Genomic DNA, 17,022 nt, shown 5'->3' on the forward strand with positions numbered 1-17,022 from the left:
ATCCCCGTCGGGACGCCGTCGTCCACGAATCTCCACCAACACCGCGCGAAAGCGCATGAGAAACATCGGGAGACCTGAGTGTCTGTCAAGATCGGCATCAACGGCTTCGGCCGCATCGGACGCAACTACTTCCGCGCGGCGCTCGCGCAGGGAGCTGACCTGGAGATCGTTGCCGTCAACGACCTCACGGACAACAAGACCCTGGCCCACCTGCTGAAGTACGACTCGGTCGGCGGCGTGCTGGATGCGGAGATCAGCTACGACGACGACAGCATCACCGTCAACGGCAAGCAGATCAAGGCGTTCGCCGAGCGCGACCCCGCAGGCCTCCCGTGGGGCGAGCTGGGCGTCGACATCGTCATCGAGTCGACCGGGTTCTTCACCAAGGCGGAGCTCGCCAAGAAGCACATCGACGCCGGTGCCAAGAAGGTCCTCATCTCGGCCCCGGCCACGGGTGCGGACGGCACGTTCGTGATCGGGGTGAACGAGGAGACGTACGATCCCGCGAACCACCACATCATCTCCAACGCCTCCTGCACGACGAACGCCCTGGCCCCGCTGGCCAAGGTCTTCAACGACGCCTTCGGCATCGAGCGCGGCTTCATGATGACCGCGCACGCCTACACCGCCGACCAGAACCTCCAGGACGGCCCGCACGGCGACCTGCATCGCGCCCGCGCTGCGGCCATCAACATCGTCCCCGCCTCGACCGGCGCGGCGAAGGCGATCGGCCTGGTCCTCCCCGAGCTGGACGGCAAGCTGAGCGGCTCCTCCTACCGGGTCCCCGTCCCCACGGGTTCCATCGTCGACCTGACCCTGGTCACCGACCGCGACGACCTCACCGTCGACGATGTCAACGCGGCCTACCAGAAGGCGGCGGCAGAGGGAAGCCTCGCCGGCTACCTGCAGTACAACGCCGACCCGATCGTCTCCAGCGACATCCAGCACAACCCGCACTCCTCGATCTTCGACTCGACGCTGACCAACGTCAGCGGCAACCTGGTCAAGGTCTCCAGCTGGTACGACAACGAGTGGGGCTACTCCAACCGCCTCGTCGACCTGACCGAGTACGTCGCCGAGCGTCTCTGAGAACCGAACATGTCTCTGCGCACCCTGGAATCCCTGGGGTCGCTCGAGGGCAAGCGCGTCATCGTCCGTTGTGATCTCAACGTCCCCCTGCGGGACGGGATCATCACGGACGATGGCCGTGTTCGCGCCTCGTTGCCGACCCTGAATGCGCTCCTCAACGCCGGCGCTCGCGTGATCGTCACGTCGCATCTCGGCCGGCCGGACGGCGCGCCCGACCCGCAGTACAGCCTCGCGCCCGTCGCTCAGCGGCTCTCCGAGCTCCTCGGCAAGCCCGTCGCCTTCGCCCGTGACACCGTGGGCGAATCGGCAGGCGAGGCCGTGGCGTCCCTGGACGACGGCGGCATCGCCGTCGTGGAGAACCTCCGCTTCAACCCGGGGGAGACCGCGAAGGACGAGGCGGAGCGCCGCGCGTTCGCCGAGCAGCTCGCCGCCCTCGGCGACGTGCTCGTCTCCGACGGCTTCGGCGTGGTGCACCGCAAGCAGGCCAGCGTCTACGAGCTGGCCCAGATCCTGCCGTCCGCGGCCGGGCTCCTGATCGCCGCGGAGCTCGACGTCCTCGACCGGCTGACCGAGAACCCGGAGCGCCCCTACACGGTCGTCCTCGGAGGCTCGAAGGTCAGCGACAAGCTCGGGGTCATCTCGCATCTGCTCCCGCGGGTCGACCGCATCCTCGTCGGAGGCGGCATGCTGTTCACGTTCCTGAAGGCCCAGGGGCACGACGTGGCCTCCAGTCTCCTCGAGGCGGATCAGCTCGACACCGTTCTCGGCTACCTCGCCGAGGCGAAGGAGCGCGGCGTCGAGATCGTGCTGCCGACGGACGTCGTCGTCGCCTCCGGCTTCGCCGCGGACGCCGCGCATGAGACCGCCGCGGCCGACGCGATCGCGAAGACGGCGTTCGGCGATGCCGGCATCGGGCTCGACATCGGCCCCGAGACGGCTGCGACCTTCGCGGAGGCGATCCGCGGGTCGAGGACGGTGTTCTGGAACGGTCCGATGGGCGTGTTCGAGTTCCCGGCCTTCGCCGCAGGGACCAAGGCCGTCGCGCAGGCGCTGACCGAGGTCTCCGGCCTCGGCGTCGTCGGCGGCGGAGATTCAGCGGCCGCCGTGCGTCAGCTCGGCTTCGCGGACGATCAGTTCGGCCACATCTCCACCGGCGGTGGGGCCAGCCTCGAGTTCCTCGAGGGCAAGAAGCTTCCCGGCCTGGAGGTGCTCGGATGGGCGTGACCACGACCCGTACCCCGCTGATCGCGGGCAACTGGAAGATGAACCTCGACCACCTGCAGGCGGTCGCCACCGTGCAGAAGCTGCACTGGACGCTGAAGGATGCCGGACACGAGAACGGCTCCGTCGAGGTCGCGGTCTTCCCTCCGTTCACCGACATCCGCAGCGTCCAGACGCTGATCGACGCGGACAAGATCCCCTTCGCCCTCGGTGCGCAGGATCTGTCGGCGCACGACTCCGGCGCGTACACCGGCGAGGTGTCCGGCGCCTTCCTGGCGAAGCTCGATGCGACCTACGTCATCATCGGCCACTCGGAGCGTCGTGAGTATCACGCAGAGTCCGACGAGATCGTCGCGGCGAAGGTCAAGGCGGCGCTGAAGCACGGGCTCGTCCCCGTCATCTGCGTCGGCGAGACGGCGGAGGACCTGGAGGAGTTCGGCGCCAGCGCCGTTCCCGCGGGGCAGCTCAAGGCAGCGCTCGAGGGTGTTCCGGCCTCCGCGGACATCGTCGTGGCCTACGAGCCGGTCTGGGCGATCGGCTCCGGGCAGGCGGCGACCCCGCAGCAGGCGCAGGACGTCTGCGCCGCGCTGCGCGGCGTGCTCACCGAGGCGCTCGACGCCGACGCGGCCGCTCGCACCCGCATCCTGTACGGCGGATCCGTGAAGTCCGCCAACATCGCGAGCTTCATGCGGGAGCCGGACGTCGACGGCGCTCTCGTCGGAGGCGCGAGCCTCGTCGTGGACGAGTTCGCCGCGATCGTCCGCTATCAGAAGCACGTCGGCGTGTGAGTGCGGCGGGGCTGCGGCCCCGCCGCACCGTATACTTGAGCGTTACGCGGGCATACTGCCCGAGCGAAAGGTTTGACTCGTGCAAGTTCTTGAGTTCGTCCTGCAGGTCGTGCTGGGCATCACCAGTGTCCTGCTGACCCTCCTCATCCTCCTTCACAAGGGTCGCGGCGGCGGCCTGTCCGACATGTTCGGCGGTGGCATGTCCACGGCGGTCGGATCTTCAGGGCTCGCCGAGCGCAACCTCAACCGGTTCACGGTCGTCCTGGCTCTCGCCTGGTTCGTGTCGATCGTGGCGCTGGGCCTCATCACGAAGTTCGAGGTGATCTGATGGCCACCGGCGGCAACGCGATCCGCGGCACCCGCGTCGGCTCCGGCCCGATGGGGGAGCAGGACCACGGCTACCACGCCGACCGCATCGCGGTCTCCTACTGGGACGGTCTCGGCAACGAGACGGTGCGGTACTTCGCAGCGGGTCTCCCCGAGGAGGAGATCCCCGAGATCATCGACCATCCGCAGTCCGGGCTCCCGGCCGGCCGCGACAAGGAGAACCCTCCTGCGCTGTCGAAGACCGAGCCGTACAAGACGCACCTGGCCTACGTGAAGGAGCGCCGCACCGACGAGGAGGCGGTTCAGCTCCTCGAGGACGCGCTCGCCCAGCTGCGGGAGCGCCGCGGTCAGGCCTGACCATCATCGTCCGAGACCGTCGCATCCCCTGGGGTGCGGCGGTCTCGTCGTATCCGGCGGATGACGACGATCACCGTCGACAAGCAGGGCGCCGGCCGTCACGAGCGTGGCGAAGAGCATGCTTCCGATGCCGGACAGCGCGCTCTTCCGGTGATCAGCGGCATTTCGCCGCGGCGTCGATCATCGCCTGGGAGGGGGAGCCGTACACGGCCGAGCCGTTGTTGCGATCGGTGTACCCCATGCTGATCGCCCAGGCCGTCGCCCATTCCTCGATGGTGTCCTGGTCCGAGGAGTCGTACATCGACTCGCACTTGACGCTGATCGCGTGCCCGACCTCGTGGGCGACGAGGGCCTTCGTCCATGCCGCAGGCCACTCCTCCGCGACATAGTCGGAGAGCGCGATCGTGGAGTAGCCGGGATCGCCGTACCACCAGGTCGTCCAGCCGCCGTTGGACGGGCCGTCGTAGCCGGGAACGGTGGGGGACCAGTCGAAGTCGAGGAGGACCCCCGGGGCGAGACTGCGGGCGAACTTCTCGATGGCGACATAGGAGTCGTGCAATGCCCCCTTCTTCTCCTCGAGCTCGGCTCGCTCGGTCTCCAGCATCGCCGCCGCGGCGGCCTCCAGGTCGGCGAAGCGGGCCGCGGCGTCGGCGTCCAGCGCCGTGACAGAGGTCGTGGCGTACTCCGCCGCGTTCCGCATCGTCAGGATCTCCGGGTTGCGAGCGTTCACGTGCGCGGCCTCGAAGTCGTCTGCGGCGGATGCGGCGGAGAGCACAGCGTCCACTGCCGTCTCCTCCAGCGCCGTCCCGGCGTCCGAGATCGCCTGGCGCTGGGCGTCGACCTCATCGGCGCTCTCCTCGACGTCCTCGGTGTCGTCCTGGAGTCGCGAGGTCTCGCCGAACAGCTCCCAGGTCCACGAGGGCTTCTCCCCGGCGTCGGGGAGGTCGGCCGACGCGGCGGCCTCCGCGTCCGTCGTCGCCGTGTCGACCTCGACGATCGACGCGTCCAATGCCGCGCGGGAATCGGCCGGCATGAGCACGCCGGTGTCGGCTGCGGCGATGCCGGCGGCCGTCTCGCTCTCCAGGACCAGGGCGTCGATCTCGGAAGCGAGATCGTCCTGGCGATTCGACGTGATCGTCTCCTCGTCGACGAACGCGGCGCGCGCGTCGTCATAGCCGAGGTTCGCGGCGACGTGCGTGCCGACGGCGGCTGCGGCGATGACGAGGACGCCGAGGATGCTCCAGACGATGCGTCCGAAGCCTCGACGCCTGGCGACAGGCGCGGTCTCAGGCCCCGAGAGGACGACGGGCAGCCGATGACCGCCCGGAACGAACTGATCGCTCACCGTTGCCCCCGATCGGCGTCGTGCCGAGAAAGAGAGGGGGTGACGGGAATCGAACCCGCGCAATCAGTTTGGAAGACTGAGACTCTACCATTGAGCTACACCCCCGGATCCGCCACCACGAGGGCGCGGGAACCGACCGCTCAAGCATAGCGGACAGCCGGGCGTGCTCTTGTCCGTTAGACTTTCCAGGGCTGAATCTGCGCGCGGATTCCCCGGGGCGTAGCTCAGCTTGGTAGAGCGCCCGCTTTGGGAGCGGGAGGTCGCAGGTTCAAATCCTGTCGCCCCGACTCGACCCGCACACTTCACGACCGCGCTGTCGCGCGGGAACCACAAGGAGAACACAACAGCATGGCCAACAGCACCGTCGAGAAGCTGACCCCGACCAGGGTGAAGCTCAGCATCACGGTCACCCCGGACGACCTCAAGCCCAGCATCGCGCACGCCTACGAGCACATCGCGCAGGACGTGCAGGTGCCCGGCTTCCGCAAGGGCAAGGTCCCTGCGCCGATCATCGACCAGCGCATCGGTCGCGGCGCGGTCATCGAGCACGCCGTCAACGAGGGGCTCGACCGGTTCTTCCGCGACGCGGCGAACGAGCACAAGCTCCGCGTCGTGGGTCGTCCGTCGGCCGACATCACCCAGTGGCCGAACGAGAAGGACTTCTCCGGAGACCTGCTCGTCGACATCGAGGTCGATGTGCGTCCCGAGATCGAGGTCCCGGCGTTCGACGGCATCACGCTCACCGTCGACGCCGTCGAGACCGATGAGGCGGCCGTGGACGAGGAGCTCGACCGCCTGCGCGGTCGCTTCGGGACCCTGATCCCCGTCGACCGTCCTGCCGCGAAGGGCGACTTCGTCGAGCTCGACCTCGTCGCGACGATCGACGACGCCGAGATCGACCGTGCCGAGGGCGTCTCCTACGAGGTCGGCTCCGGCGAGCTGCTCGCGGGCATCGACGACGCGATCGAATCGCTCACCGCGGGCGAGGACACCACCTTCCGTTCGAAGCTCGTCGGCGGCGACCACGCGGGCGAGGAGGCGGAGGTCTCGGTCACCGTCAAGGCCGTCAAGGAGCGCGAGCTCCCCGAGGCGGACGACGACTTCGCGCAGATCGCCAGCGAGTTCGACACCATCGTCGAGCTGCGCGAGAGCGTCGCCGAGCGCGTGAATCAGCAGGGCGTCTTCACGCAGGGATCCGCAGCGCGCGACAAGCTCGTCGAGACGCTCCTCGAGCAGGTCGAGATCCCGGTTCCCCCGCAGCTCATCGAGGACGAGGTGCACAACCACCTCGAGTCCGAGAACCGCCTCGAGGACGACGTGCACCGCGCCGAGGTCACGGAGGCCAGCGAGAAGCAGTTCCGCACGCAGGTCCTCCTCGACACGATCGCAGAGCAGGCCGACGTCCAGGTCTCGCAGGACGAGCTGAGCCAGTACCTCGTCCAGTCCGCCGCCCAGTACGGCATGGCTCCGCAGGAGTTCGTCGACGCGCTGCAGTCGTCGAATCAGCTCCCCGCGCTCGTCGGCGAGGTCGCGCGCAACAAGGCGCTGGCGATCGCCCTCGGCAGGGTGAAGGTCGTGGACACGAACGGCAAGGCGGTCGACCTGACCGACTTCGTCGCCGTCGAGGACGAGTCGGAGGCTGAGGCCTCCGTCGCGTCCGAGGCGCCGGCGGAGAAGGCTCCGGCCAGGAAGCCCGCGGCCAAGAAGGCTCCTGCGAAGAAGCCGGCCGCCGAGAAGGCGGACGATGCCGAGGGCGCAGCTGAGAAGAAGCCCGCGGCCAAGAAGGCTCCGGCCAAGAAGCCCGCGGCCAAGAAGGCTCCCGCGAAGAAGGCCGCCGACGCGGCGGAGTGATCGCGGCGCGATCCTGACGAGAAGGCGGATGCTTCGGCATCCGCCTTCTCCCGTATCGGAGGGAGCACGATGAAGAGCTGGGACGAGCGGATCGCAGAGGTCTGGGCGGATGCCGCGGGGGACCCGGTGGGGGACGAGACCATCGCACGGATCGACGCCCTCGCGGACGAGCGCGGCGGCGACGACGCCCGTGCGGAGTTCGAGCGCGGGGGCGCACGCGACTCCGCCGGCCGCGAGGCGGAGGCGGTCGAGCTGTACCGCCGGGCGCTTGCGCTGGGCCTCGACGACGAGCACCGCCCGCAGGCGGTCGTCCAGCTGGCCAGCTCGCTGCGCAACATCGGCGCCTACGACGAGGCTCTGACGGTCGTCGCCGCGGAGCAGCGGGAACATCCGGACTCGCCGTATCGGGACGCCGTCGCCGCGGTGCACGCGCTCACGCTCGCGAGCGCTGGCCATCCGGCGCGAGGCCTCTCCGTCGCCCTGCTCGCGCTCGTGCCGCACCTGCCGCGCTACCACCGGTCGATGACGGCGTACGCCGAGGAGATCGCGGGTCGCGACACCTGATATGCCGACGGCGAACACGGCCTGGCACGCGCGTCGTCGCCGGTAGATTCGAATCACCGAACACGGAAACAGGAGCTGAAATGGCTGCAGAACCCCTTGTCGCGACAAGCGTCTTCGACAGGCTGCTGAAGGATCGCATCATCTGGCTTGGCTCGGAGGTGCGGGACGAGAACGCCAACGAGATCTGCGCGAAGATCCTTCTTCTCGCCGCGGAGGACTCGGAGAAGGACATCTACCTCTACATCAACTCGCCCGGCGGATCGATCACCGCAGGCATGGCGATCTACGACACGATGCAGTTCGTCCCGAACGACATCGTCACGGTCGGCATCGGCATGGCGGCGTCGATGGGACAGCTCCTGCTGACCGCAGGGACCAAGGGCAAGCGCTACATCACCCCCAACGCCCGCGTGCTGCTGCATCAGCCGCACGGCGGCTTCGGCGGGACGTCCAGCGACATCCAGACCCAGGCGCAGCTGATCACCTCGATGAAGAACCGCCTTGCGGAGATCACGGCGTCGCAGACCGGCAAGACGGTCGAGCAGATCAACGCCGACGGCGACCGCGACCGCTGGTTCACGGCCGACGAGGCGCTCGAGTACGGCTTCGTCGACCACATCCGCGAATCGGCCTCCGACGTCATCGGCGGCGGCGGCACCGACCAGGACACGAAGTAGACGGAAAGCGAAAGGATCCTCATGTACACACCCACCTTCCGCTCGGCCGGCGAACTTCCCTCCAGCCGCTACGTGCTCCCGCAGTTCGAGGAGCGCACCGCATACGGCTTCAAGCGCCAGGACCCGTACAACAAGCTCTTCGAGGACCGCGTGATCTTCCTCGGCGTCCAGGTCGACGACGCATCCGCCGATGACGTCATGGCGCAGCTGCTCGTCCTGGAGAGCCAGGACTCCGAGCGCGACATCACGATGTACATCAACTCGCCGGGCGGCTCGTTCACCGCGATGACGGCGATCTACGACACGATGCAGTACGTCGCGCCGCAGATCCAGACCGTCGTGCTCGGCCAGGCCGCCTCCGCGGCGTCCGTGCTCCTCGCGGCGGGCGCGCCGGGAAAGCGACTCGCGCTGCCCAACGCGCGCGTGCTCATGCACCAGCCCGCGATGGGCGAGTCGGGGCACGGCCAGGCATCCGACATCGAGATCCAGGCGGCGGAGATCCTCCGCATGCGCACCTGGCTCGAGGAGACGATGGCGAGGCACACCGGCAAGCCGGTCGAGCAGGTCAACCGCGACATCGATCGCGACAAGATCCTCTCCGCCGCCGAGGCGCTGGACTACGGGATCGTCGACCAGGTGCTCACGACGCGCAAGCGCTCCTGAGCGATACGGGAAAGGGGCGGCCGGCATCATGCCGGCCGCCCCTTTCCCGTATGCGGAGGGCGTCGTCGGCCCGCACAGCTCAGAGCGAAGCGCCCGGCAACCCGCCCGTGCGATCAGCGGATGTGTGCCGTACGAAGGCGATTCTGCTCATATGCGCAGGGCAATGCGCATGCGCTGGCCCTTCTGTACCCTGGAGACAGGAAGGGGGATGCCGTGGAGGACGAGCTGGTCATGGTCCGCGTCGCCGAGCTGTACTACGACGAGGACAAGACGCAGGACGAGATCGGCGCCCTCCTCAAGATCTCCCGCTGGAAGGTCGGACGCCTCCTGACCCAGGCCAGGGAACGCGGGATCGTACGCATCGAGATCGTCCATCCCCGCGCGAGGCGTCTCGGGCTCGAGCGTCTTCTCATCGAGCGCCACGGGCTCGACGCCGCGATCGTCGTGCCCGCACCGGACGGCGACGAGGGGACGCTGGAGCGCGTCGCCCAGGCCGCTGCCGACCACCTCGCCGCCATGCGGCCGGTGCCGCGCACGCTCGGCGTGAGCTGGGGCAGGACGCTCCGAGCCGTCGCCGAGGCGCTCCCCGACGGCTGGGCGACCGGGGTGACGGTCGTGCAGCTCAACGGAGGGGTCAGCGTGAACAGGCGCTCCGGCGGCGCGTCCGGTCTCGCCGTCACGATCGCGCAGCGCGCCTCCGGCCAGGTATCGCTCCTGCCCAGTCCCGCCATCCTCGAGCGCGTCGAGACCAAGCGCGCCATCGAGGCGGATCGCACCGTGGCAGGCATCCTCGAGGAGGCCGCGCGTGCGCAGGCGTTCCTCTTCACCGCCGGGCCGTGCGATGCGTCCTCCGCCCATGTCGAGAACGGGTACCTGACGGCATCCGATGTCGAAGAGCTCGCCCGCCGCGGCGCCGTCGGCGACGTGCTGGGACGCTATATCGACGCCGAGGGGAACATCGTGGACCCGCAGCTCGACGCCCGCACGGTCGGTGTGGGGCTCGACCGCCTGCGGGCGGCGAAGCGCGCCGTCTTCGTGACCGCGGGGGTCGCCAAGCACGACATCGCGCGTACAGTCGTCACCAGCGGACTGTGCAGCGTGATCGTGACCGACGAGAACACCGCCAGAGCATTGTTGGAGGAACTGTGACGACCAAGGAACTCGCCCGCAGGAGCGCGGTGGACGTACTGGGCGGCGAACCGGACGACGCGACGCTGCGCCGGTTCCTGCACGGCCTGCCCGGCGTCGACGCCGTGGGGCTGGAGCAGCGTGCGGCCGGTCTCGGCACGCGCTCGATCAAGACGTCCTCGAAGGCGTGGGCGCTGGACAGGATCATCTCGCTGATCGATCTGACCACGCTCGAGGGGGCGGACACGGCGGGCAGGGTGCGCTCGCTCGTCGCGAAGGCGAGGACGCCTGACGCATCGGATCCGGCGACGCCGCTCGTGGCCGCGGTGTGCGTGTACGGCGACATGGTCCCGTACGCGGTGGACGCGCTCGGCTCGCTGCACGGCGACCCGGACGACGGGAAGATCGCCGTCGCCGCCGTGGCGACGGCGTTCCCGAGCGGCCGCGCCTCGCTCGACGTCAAGCTCGCCGACACCGCGGATGCCGTTGCGGCGGGCGCGGACGAGATCGACATGGTCATCGACCGCGGCGCGTTCCTGTCCGGTCGCTACGGCCTGGTCTTCGATCAGATCGCCGCGGTGAAGGAGGCCTGCCGTCGCCAGGACGGCAGCCATGCCTCGCTCAAGGTGATCCTCGAGACGGGGGAGCTGAACACCTACGACAACATCAAACGGGCCTCCTGGCTCGGCATCCTCGCGGGCGGCGACTTCATCAAGACCTCCACGGGCAAGGTGCAGCCCGCCGCGACGCTGCCCACCACGCTGCTGATGCTCGAGACGGTGCGGGACTGGAACCGCATGACGGGGGAGCGGATCGGCGTCAAGCCCGCCGGCGGCATCCGCTCGTCGAAGGATGCGATCAAGTACGTCGTCACCGTCGCCGAGACGGTCGGGGAGGAATGGCTGCAGCCGCACCTGTTCCGGTTCGGGGCGTCCAGTCTCCTCAACGACGTGCTGCTGCAGCGTCAGAAGCTCGCCACCGGCCACTACTCCGGCTCCGACTACGTCACGATCGACTGAGACCGAAGGACAGAGAGATATGTCATTCCTGGAATATGCGCCGGCTCCCGAGTCGAAGGCCGTCCTGAGCCTGCGCGACAGCTACGGCCTGTTCATCGACGGCGAGTTCGTCGACGGCTCCGGCCCGGGCTTCACCACCATCTCACCGGCGGACGAGACGCGCATCGCGGAGATCGCCGGGGCCTCGGAGGAGGACGTGGACCGCGCCGTCATCGCAGCCCGGCGTGCCTATGACAAGACCTGGTCGAGGATGAGCGGCCGGGATCGCGGCAAGTACCTCTTCCGCATCGCGCGGCTCGTGCAGGAGCGCGCCCGCGAGCTCGCCGTCGCGGAGAGCCTCGACAACGGCAAGCCCATCAAGGAGAGCCGTGACGTCGATGTGCCTCTCGTCGCCGCCTGGTTCTTCTACTACGCCGGCTGGGCGGACAAGCTCGACTACGCGGGTCTCGGCGCCGGCCCTCGTGCGCTGGGCGTCGCAGGTCAGGTCATCCCATGGAACTTCCCGCTGCTCATGCTGGCGTGGAAGATCGCGCCCGCCCTCGCGGCGGGCAACACCGTCGTCCTCAAGCCGGCGGAGACGACGCCGCTGACCGCGCTGATCTTCGCCGAGATCCTGCAGCAGGCGGACCTGCCGGCCGGAGTCGTGAACATCGTCACCGGCGCAGGGGCGACCGGGGCCTCGCTCGTGCGCCACCCCGACGTCGACAAGGTCGCGTTCACCGGTTCGACGGGCGTGGGACGCGACATCGCCAGGGCCGTGGCCGGCACGGGCAAGAAGCTCACGCTCGAGCTCGGCGGCAAGGCGGCGAACATCGTCTTCGACGACGCGCCCATCGACCAGGCGGTCGAGGGGATCGTCAACGGGATCTTCTTCAATCAGGGCCACGTCTGCTGCGCAGGCAGCCGCCTGCTCGTGCAGGAGTCGATCCACGACGAGGTGCTCGACCGGCTGAAGGCGCGCCTGTCCACTCTGCGCCTCGGCGACCCGCTCGACAAGAACACCGACATCGGCGCGATCAACTCCGCCGCCCAGCTCGCCCGCATCCGGGAGCTCAGCGACGTCGGCGAGGCCGAGGGAGCGGAGCGCTGGACCGCCGACTGCGAGATCCCCGAGAAGGGCTTCTGGTTCGCGCCGACGATCTTCACCGGCGTCGAGGCGTCCCATCGCATCGCCCGCGAGGAGGTCTTCGGGCCGGTCCTCTCCGTGCTCACCTTCCGCACGCCTGCCGAGGCGATCGCCAAGGCGAACAACACGCCGTACGGCCTGTCCGCCGGAATCTGGAGCGACAAGGGCTCCCGCATCCTGGCCGTCGCCGACCGCCTGCGCGCCGGCGTGATCTGGGCGAACACGTTCAACCGATTCGACCCGTCGAGCCCGTTCGGCGGCTACAAGGAGTCCGGATTCGGCCGCGAGGGCGGCCGTCACGGTCTCACCGCGTACCTGAAGGGAGCTTCCGCATGAGCAAGCGTCTGACCGTCCCCAAGACGTACAAGCTGGCCATCGGCGGCGCGTTCCCGCGCAGCGAATCCGGTCGCACCTACGAGGTGCGCTCCGCCAAGGGCGACTTCCTCGCCAACGCCGCGAAGGCGTCGCGCAAGGATGCCAGGGACGCCGTCGTCGCCGCGCGCGCAGCAGTGAAGGGCTGGTCGGGAGCGACGGCCTACAACCGGGGGCAGGTGCTGTACCGCGTCGCGGAGGTCCTCGAGGGGCGGCGCGCCCAGTTCATCGACGAGATCGTCGCGCAGGAGGGCGTCCCGGCATCCGTCGCGGGAGCGCAGGTGGACGAGGCCATCGACCTCTGGGTCTGGTACGCGGGGTGGTGCGACAAGTACGCCCAGGTGGCGGGCAACGCCAATCCGGTCGCCGGCCCGTACTTCAACATCTCGGTGCCGGAGCCGACCGGTGTGGTCGCGATCGTGGCGCCCCAGGATTCCGCACTGCTCGGTCTCGTCTCGGTCGTCGCCCCTGCACTGGTGGCCGGCAACGCCGTCGTCGTGATCGCCAGCGAGCGCTTCCCGCTCTCGGCGATCAGCCTCGCCGAGGTGCTGGCGACGAGCGACGTCCCGGGAGGCGTCGTCAACATCCTCACCGGCTCGCCGGCCGAGGTGACGCCATGGCTCGCCTCGCATGCGGACGTCAACGCGCTGGATCTCGCCGGAGCCGGCGACCTCGACTGGGTGGACTACGAGATCGCGGCAGCGGGGACGCTGAAGCGCGTCCTCTCCCCGGGAGCGGCAGACGCGTCGCCGTCCAGGATCGCGGCGTTCACCGAGACGAAGACGGTCTGGCATACCAAGAGCATGGTCTGAGGTTCGCCCTGGGCGGAGAGATCGCGCCAATGCGCGCCGGTGTCCGGGGGAGAGGTTAGGCTCATCAGGAAGATCTCAGGATCCTGAGGAGGATGCGCATGGCTCGTATCGGTGAGAGCGCCGACCTGTTCAAGTGCTCGTTCTGCGGAAAGAGCCAGAAGCAGGTGCAGCAGCTGATCGCTGGACCCGGTGTGTACATCTGCGACGAGTGCGTCGAGCTGTGCAACGAGATCATCGAAGAGCGCATGGCCGAGTCCGAGGCATCAGGCGTCGCCGAGTTCGACCTGCCGAAGCCGCGTGAGATCTTCTCGTTCCTCGAGGAGTACGTCGTCGGCCAGGTGCCGGCGAAGAAGGCCCTCGCCGTCGCGGTGTACAACCACTACAAGCGCGTGCGCGCCCGCGGCACCCTCCAGCCGGCCGAGCAGAAGGCCGAGGAGATCGAGATCGCCAAGAGCAACATCCTCATGATCGGCCCGACCGGCTGCGGCAAGACCTATCTCGCGCAGACGCTCGCGAAGCGCCTCAACGTGCCGTTCGCGGTTGCGGACGCCACGGCGCTCACCGAGGCGGGCTACGTCGGCGAGGACGTCGAGAACATCCTGCTCAAGCTCATCCAGGCCGCCGACTACGACGTCAAGCGCGCCGAGCAGGGCATCATCTACATCGACGAGATCGACAAGATCGCCCGCAAGGCGGAGAACCCCTCCATCACACGCGACGTGTCGGGCGAGGGCGTGCAGCAGGCGCTCCTGAAGATCCTCGAGGGCACGGTCGCCTCGGTCCCGCCGCAGGGCGGCCGCAAGCATCCGCACCAGGAGTTCCTGCAGATCGACACGACGAACGTGCTGTTCATCGTGGCGGGCGCCTTCGCCGGGCTAGAGGACATCGTCTCCTCGCGCGTCGGCAAGCACGGCGTCGGCTTCGGCGCCCCGCTGCACGACAAGTCGAAGGATCTCGACCTCTTCAGCGAGGTGCTCCCGGAGGACCTGCACAAGTTCGGGCTGATCCCCGAGTTCATCGGTCGTCTCCCTGTCGTCGCCTCCGTCTCGCCGCTCGACCAGGATGCGCTCATCGACATCCTCACGGGTCCGCGCAACGCCCTGGTCAAGCAGTATCAGCGCATGTTCGAGCTCGACGGCGTTCAGCTGGAGTTCGAGGAGGACGCGCTGCGATCGGTCGCCGACCTCGCCGTGGAGCGCAAGACCGGTGCTCGCGGGCTCCGGGCCATCCTCGAGGACGTGCTCGGTCCGATCATGTTCGAGATCCCCTCCGCCGACGACGTCGCGAAGGTCGTCGTCACGAAGGCGGCCGTCGACGAGGGCTCCGCCCCTACGATCGTGATGGAGCGCAAGCGCAAGAGCGCCTGACCCGCCTGCCTCCCGTGGCTCTCGGGCGAGGCCGTTCGCGGTGACGGCGTTTCGACTCGCTTCGCTCGCTCAACGAGCGGGTGGAGACGAGAGGGTGGAGACGAGCGGGCAGGGGTGCGGGGGCAACGGCGTTTCGACTCGCTTCGCTCGCTCAACGAGCGGGTAGAGATGAGCGGGTTGGAGGGAGCGAGCCGCAGGCGAGTCGAAACGGGGCTCGAGTCGCTCAGCCGAGTCCGCGCCGCTTCAGGAGCGGGGCGATCTCGGCATCCCGGCCGCGGAAGTCGCGGTAGGCCTCGAGCGGATCCTTCGAACCGCCCACGCCGAGCAGCAGCGCGCGGAATCGCTCGCCGTTCCCGCGGGTGAGACCGCCGTTCTCGCGGAACCACTCCACCGTGTCCGCATCGAGCACCTCGCTCCAGATGTAGGAGTAGTAGCCGGCGCTGTAGCCGCCCGCGAACACGTGCGCGAAGTACGTCGAGGAGTAACGCGTCGGCACCGCGGGGTTGTCGAGACCGATCTCCGCCAGTGCGGATGCTTCGAACGCGCCCACGTCGGCGACGGCATCCGTCGCACCCAGCCGATGCCAGGCCTGGTCGAGCCAGGCCGCGGCCAGATACTCGCTCGTCGCATGCCCCTGATCGAACGTCTCGGTCGCGCGGAGCCGCGCCACGACACCGCGGTCCAGCGGCTCGCCGGTCTCGACATGGCGGGCGTAGCTGTCCAGGACCTCGCCCCACAGGATCCACATCTCGTTGACCTGGCTGGGAAACTCGACGAAGTCGCGGAACACGTTCGTACCCGCGAAGTGCGGATAGGTGACGACCGCGAAAAGGCCGTGCAGGGCGTGGCCGAACTCGTGGAACAGGGTCGTCACCTCATCCAGCGTCAGGAGCGTCGGCTGTCCTTCCGCAGGCTTGGCGACGTTGAGGTTGTTCACGACGACGGGAGCGGTGCCGCGCAGCCGGGACTGGCTCACGATCGGGTTCATCCAGGCGCCGCCGCGCTTGGAATCGCGGGTGTACAGGTCGAGGATGTAAAGCCCGAGCTCGGAGCCGTCCGCGTTGGAGACCTCGAACACGCGGGCGTCTGGATGGTACGCGACGAGGTCGGTGCGCTCCTCGAAGGTGATGCCGTAGAGGCGCGACGCGGCGAAGAAGACACCGTCCCGCAGCACGCGTTCCGCCTCGAACCACGGTCGCAGCGCCGCCGTGTCGATGTCATGCTCCGCGGCGCGCACCTTCTCGGTGTAGTAGGCCCAGTCGTGCGCCTCGAGGACGAAGGGCTCCGCCTCGGTCTCGTCGATGATCGCCTGCAGCGCCTCCTGCTCGGCTCTCGCATTCGCCGCGGCGGGCGGAGCGAGACGGTGCAGCAGTCCGGCGACGGCCTCGGGCGTTCCCGCCGTCTCATCGGAGGTGACGTAGGCGGAGTGCGAGGTGTGACCGAGGATCCCCGCACGCTCCGCGCGGAGGCGGGCGATCTCAGTCAGGACGGCCCGGTTGTCGTTCGCGTTCCCTCGCGACGCGCGCGCACGGGACGCGGCCATGATCCGGCGCCGACTCGCGCGATTCGTGAGCGAGGCGAGGTAGGGGTGGCCCGTGAACAGCGGGAGCGTCACGAGGAGCTTGCCCTCGAGGCCGCGGTCGGCGGCGGCGCGGGACGCGGCCGAGAGCTCGCCGTCGCTGAGCCCGTCCAGCTCGATCGGGTCGTCGAACACGACGGCGAGGTCGTTCGTGTCGTTCAGCAGGTTCTTCTCGAACGTCGTCGTCAGGGTCGACAGCTGCTGATTGAGCGCGGTGAGCCGGGCCTTCGCCTCCTCGTCGAGAGCCGCCCCGGCATGGGTCATCTCCCGGAAGCGCCGTTCGACCAGGTAGCGATCCTCGGAGGTGAGGCCGAGGCCGACCAGCTGCTCGTGCACGACACGGACGCGACGGTACAGCTGAGCGTCCAGCGCGACGGCATCCTGGTGGGCGGCCATGAGCGGGGCGAGTTCCTCGTCGACCGCCTGGATCTCCTCGGTGGCGTCGGCGGAGCTCACGGTGTAGAAGGCGTGGGCGACCCTCTCCAGCAGCCCGCCCGCCTGCTCGAGGGGGATCAGGGTGTTCTCGAACGTCGGCGCCGACCCGGCGGCGGCGATGCGCCGGATCTCCGACAGGTGCTCGTCGAACGCCGCACGGAACGCGGGCAGGTAGTGCTCCGGCCGGATCGCGGCGTAGTCGGGGAGCCCGTAGGGGAGTGCGGATGCGGCGAGCAGCGGGTTCGTGGCCTCGATCATCCTTCGAGCCTATTGCGCCGCCGGGCGGATGCGGGAACGGTCGC

16 protein-coding genes and 2 tRNA genes are annotated in these 17,022 nt (G+C 68.8%); 15 read left to right on the forward strand and 3 right to left on the reverse strand.

Features of this window, described 5'->3' with window-relative positions; all coding sequences use genetic code 11:
- Positions 1 to 78 precede the first annotated feature (78 nt).
- The 5 genes from gap to ACYVGQ_RS08165 all read left to right on the forward strand — a co-directional run bounded on the left by gap (position 79) and on the right by ACYVGQ_RS08165 (position 3,782).
- On the forward strand, positions 79 to 1,089 hold the full coding sequence (gene gap, locus ACYVGQ_RS08145) for a type I glyceraldehyde-3-phosphate dehydrogenase (protein ID WP_460784135.1): 1,011 nt from the start codon (positions 79 to 81) through the stop codon (positions 1,087 to 1,089).
- Between the two features lie 9 nt (positions 1,090 to 1,098).
- Positions 1,099 to 2,313 (forward strand): phosphoglycerate kinase, encoded by a 1,215-nt coding sequence (locus tag ACYVGQ_RS08150; protein WP_460784136.1) that lies wholly within the window; start codon positions 1,099 to 1,101, stop codon positions 2,311 to 2,313.
- Positions 2,304 to 3,098 (forward strand): triose-phosphate isomerase, encoded by a 795-nt coding sequence (gene tpiA, locus ACYVGQ_RS08155; RefSeq protein ID WP_460784137.1) that lies wholly within the window; start codon positions 2,304 to 2,306, stop codon positions 3,096 to 3,098. The genes ACYVGQ_RS08150 and tpiA overlap by 10 nt, the downstream gene beginning before the upstream one ends.
- Positions 3,099 to 3,177: 79 nt before the next feature.
- A complete protein-coding gene (gene secG, locus ACYVGQ_RS08160; protein ID WP_120228415.1) occupies positions 3,178 to 3,426 on the forward strand; it encodes a preprotein translocase subunit SecG in 249 nt (82 codons plus the stop codon).
- Entirely contained in the window at positions 3,426 to 3,782 is a 357-nt protein-coding gene (locus tag ACYVGQ_RS08165; protein ID WP_460784138.1) for an RNA polymerase-binding protein RbpA, read from the forward strand. The genes secG and ACYVGQ_RS08165 overlap by 1 nt, the downstream gene beginning before the upstream one ends.
- Positions 3,783 to 3,936: 154 nt before the next feature.
- Here ACYVGQ_RS08165 and ACYVGQ_RS08170 read toward each other — a convergent pair whose 3' ends face one another.
- Positions 3,937 to 5,127: a hypothetical protein gene (locus ACYVGQ_RS08170; protein WP_460784139.1), complete on the reverse strand. Its 1,191-nt coding sequence runs from the start codon at positions 5,125 to 5,127 to the stop codon at positions 3,937 to 3,939.
- Between the two features lie 34 nt (positions 5,128 to 5,161).
- Positions 5,162 to 5,232 (reverse strand) — tRNA-Gly (locus ACYVGQ_RS08175).
- Positions 5,233 to 5,340: 108 nt separating this feature from the next.
- On the opposite strand from ACYVGQ_RS08175, the gene ACYVGQ_RS08180 reads away from it, so the two are divergent.
- From ACYVGQ_RS08180 to clpX, 10 genes are all read left to right on the forward strand, one after another.
- Positions 5,341 to 5,414, forward strand: a tRNA-Pro gene (locus ACYVGQ_RS08180).
- Between the two features lie 61 nt (positions 5,415 to 5,475).
- Positions 5,476 to 6,978 carry a trigger factor gene (tig, locus tag ACYVGQ_RS08185; RefSeq protein ID WP_460784140.1) on the forward strand — a complete coding sequence of 501 codons (1,503 nt, stop codon included), beginning with the start codon at positions 5,476 to 5,478 and terminating at the stop codon, positions 6,976 to 6,978.
- Between the two features lie 69 nt (positions 6,979 to 7,047).
- Positions 7,048 to 7,542: a tetratricopeptide repeat protein gene (locus tag ACYVGQ_RS08190; protein ID WP_460784141.1), complete on the forward strand. Its 495-nt coding sequence runs from the start codon at positions 7,048 to 7,050 to the stop codon at positions 7,540 to 7,542.
- A gap of 80 nt (positions 7,543 to 7,622) precedes the next feature.
- On the forward strand, positions 7,623 to 8,219 hold the full coding sequence (locus tag ACYVGQ_RS08195; protein ID WP_460784142.1) for an ATP-dependent Clp protease proteolytic subunit: 597 nt from the start codon (positions 7,623 to 7,625) through the stop codon (positions 8,217 to 8,219).
- Between the two features lie 21 nt (positions 8,220 to 8,240).
- Complete coding sequence (locus ACYVGQ_RS08200) at positions 8,241 to 8,882, forward strand: ATP-dependent Clp protease proteolytic subunit (RefSeq protein WP_460784143.1); 642 nt, start codon at positions 8,241 to 8,243, stop codon at positions 8,880 to 8,882.
- Between the two features lie 213 nt (positions 8,883 to 9,095).
- Positions 9,096 to 10,031: a sugar-binding transcriptional regulator gene (locus ACYVGQ_RS08205; protein ID WP_460784144.1), complete on the forward strand. Its 936-nt coding sequence runs from the start codon at positions 9,096 to 9,098 to the stop codon at positions 10,029 to 10,031.
- Between the two features lie 29 nt (positions 10,032 to 10,060).
- On the forward strand, positions 10,061 to 11,029 hold the full coding sequence (deoC, locus tag ACYVGQ_RS08210) for a deoxyribose-phosphate aldolase (protein WP_460784827.1): 969 nt from the start codon (positions 10,061 to 10,063) through the stop codon (positions 11,027 to 11,029).
- A gap of 19 nt (positions 11,030 to 11,048) precedes the next feature.
- On the forward strand, positions 11,049 to 12,491 hold the full coding sequence (locus tag ACYVGQ_RS08215) for an aldehyde dehydrogenase family protein (protein ID WP_460784145.1): 1,443 nt from the start codon (positions 11,049 to 11,051) through the stop codon (positions 12,489 to 12,491).
- Positions 12,488 to 13,339, forward strand: a complete 852-nt coding sequence (locus ACYVGQ_RS08220; RefSeq protein ID WP_460784146.1) for an aldehyde dehydrogenase family protein — start codon at positions 12,488 to 12,490, stop codon at positions 13,337 to 13,339. The genes ACYVGQ_RS08215 and ACYVGQ_RS08220 overlap by 4 nt, the downstream gene beginning before the upstream one ends.
- A gap of 98 nt (positions 13,340 to 13,437) precedes the next feature.
- On the forward strand, positions 13,438 to 14,706 hold the full coding sequence (gene clpX / locus ACYVGQ_RS08225) for an ATP-dependent Clp protease ATP-binding subunit ClpX (RefSeq protein ID WP_460784147.1): 1,269 nt from the start codon (positions 13,438 to 13,440) through the stop codon (positions 14,704 to 14,706).
- A 223-nt stretch (positions 14,707 to 14,929) separates the two neighbouring features.
- On the opposite strand, the gene ACYVGQ_RS08230 is transcribed toward clpX, so the two are convergent.
- Complete coding sequence (locus ACYVGQ_RS08230; RefSeq protein ID WP_460784148.1) at positions 14,930 to 16,978, reverse strand: M3 family metallopeptidase; 2,049 nt, start codon at positions 16,976 to 16,978, stop codon at positions 14,930 to 14,932.
- Positions 16,979 to 17,022 lie beyond the last annotated feature (44 nt).

This window comes from Microbacterium tumbae (assembly GCF_054780175.1).

Bases quoted from the DNA above. Each gene is read 5' to 3' on its own strand.
- ACYVGQ_RS08150 (WP_460784136.1), top strand. From the start codon at position 1,099: ATGTCTCTGCGCACCCTGGAATCCCTGGGGTCGCTCGAGGGCAAGCGC.
- tpiA (WP_460784137.1), top strand. From the start codon at position 2,304: ATGGGCGTGACCACGACCCGTACCCCGCTGATCGCGGGCAACTGGAAG.
- ACYVGQ_RS08165 (WP_460784138.1), top strand. From the start codon at position 3,426: ATGGCCACCGGCGGCAACGCGATCCGCGGCACCCGCGTCGGCTCCGGC.
- tig (WP_460784140.1), top strand. From the start codon at position 5,476: ATGGCCAACAGCACCGTCGAGAAGCTGACCCCGACCAGGGTGAAGCTC.
- ACYVGQ_RS08190 (WP_460784141.1), top strand. From the start codon at position 7,048: ATGAAGAGCTGGGACGAGCGGATCGCAGAGGTCTGGGCGGATGCCGCG.
- ACYVGQ_RS08195 (WP_460784142.1), top strand. From the start codon at position 7,623: ATGGCTGCAGAACCCCTTGTCGCGACAAGCGTCTTCGACAGGCTGCTG.
- ACYVGQ_RS08200 (WP_460784143.1), top strand. From the start codon at position 8,241: ATGTACACACCCACCTTCCGCTCGGCCGGCGAACTTCCCTCCAGCCGC.
- ACYVGQ_RS08215 (WP_460784145.1), top strand. From the start codon at position 11,049: ATGTCATTCCTGGAATATGCGCCGGCTCCCGAGTCGAAGGCCGTCCTG.
- ACYVGQ_RS08220 (WP_460784146.1), top strand. From the start codon at position 12,488: ATGAGCAAGCGTCTGACCGTCCCCAAGACGTACAAGCTGGCCATCGGC.
- clpX (WP_460784147.1), top strand. From the start codon at position 13,438: ATGGCTCGTATCGGTGAGAGCGCCGACCTGTTCAAGTGCTCGTTCTGC.
- ACYVGQ_RS08230 (WP_460784148.1), bottom strand. From the start codon at position 16,978: ATGATCGAGGCCACGAACCCGCTGCTCGCCGCATCCGCACTCCCCTAC.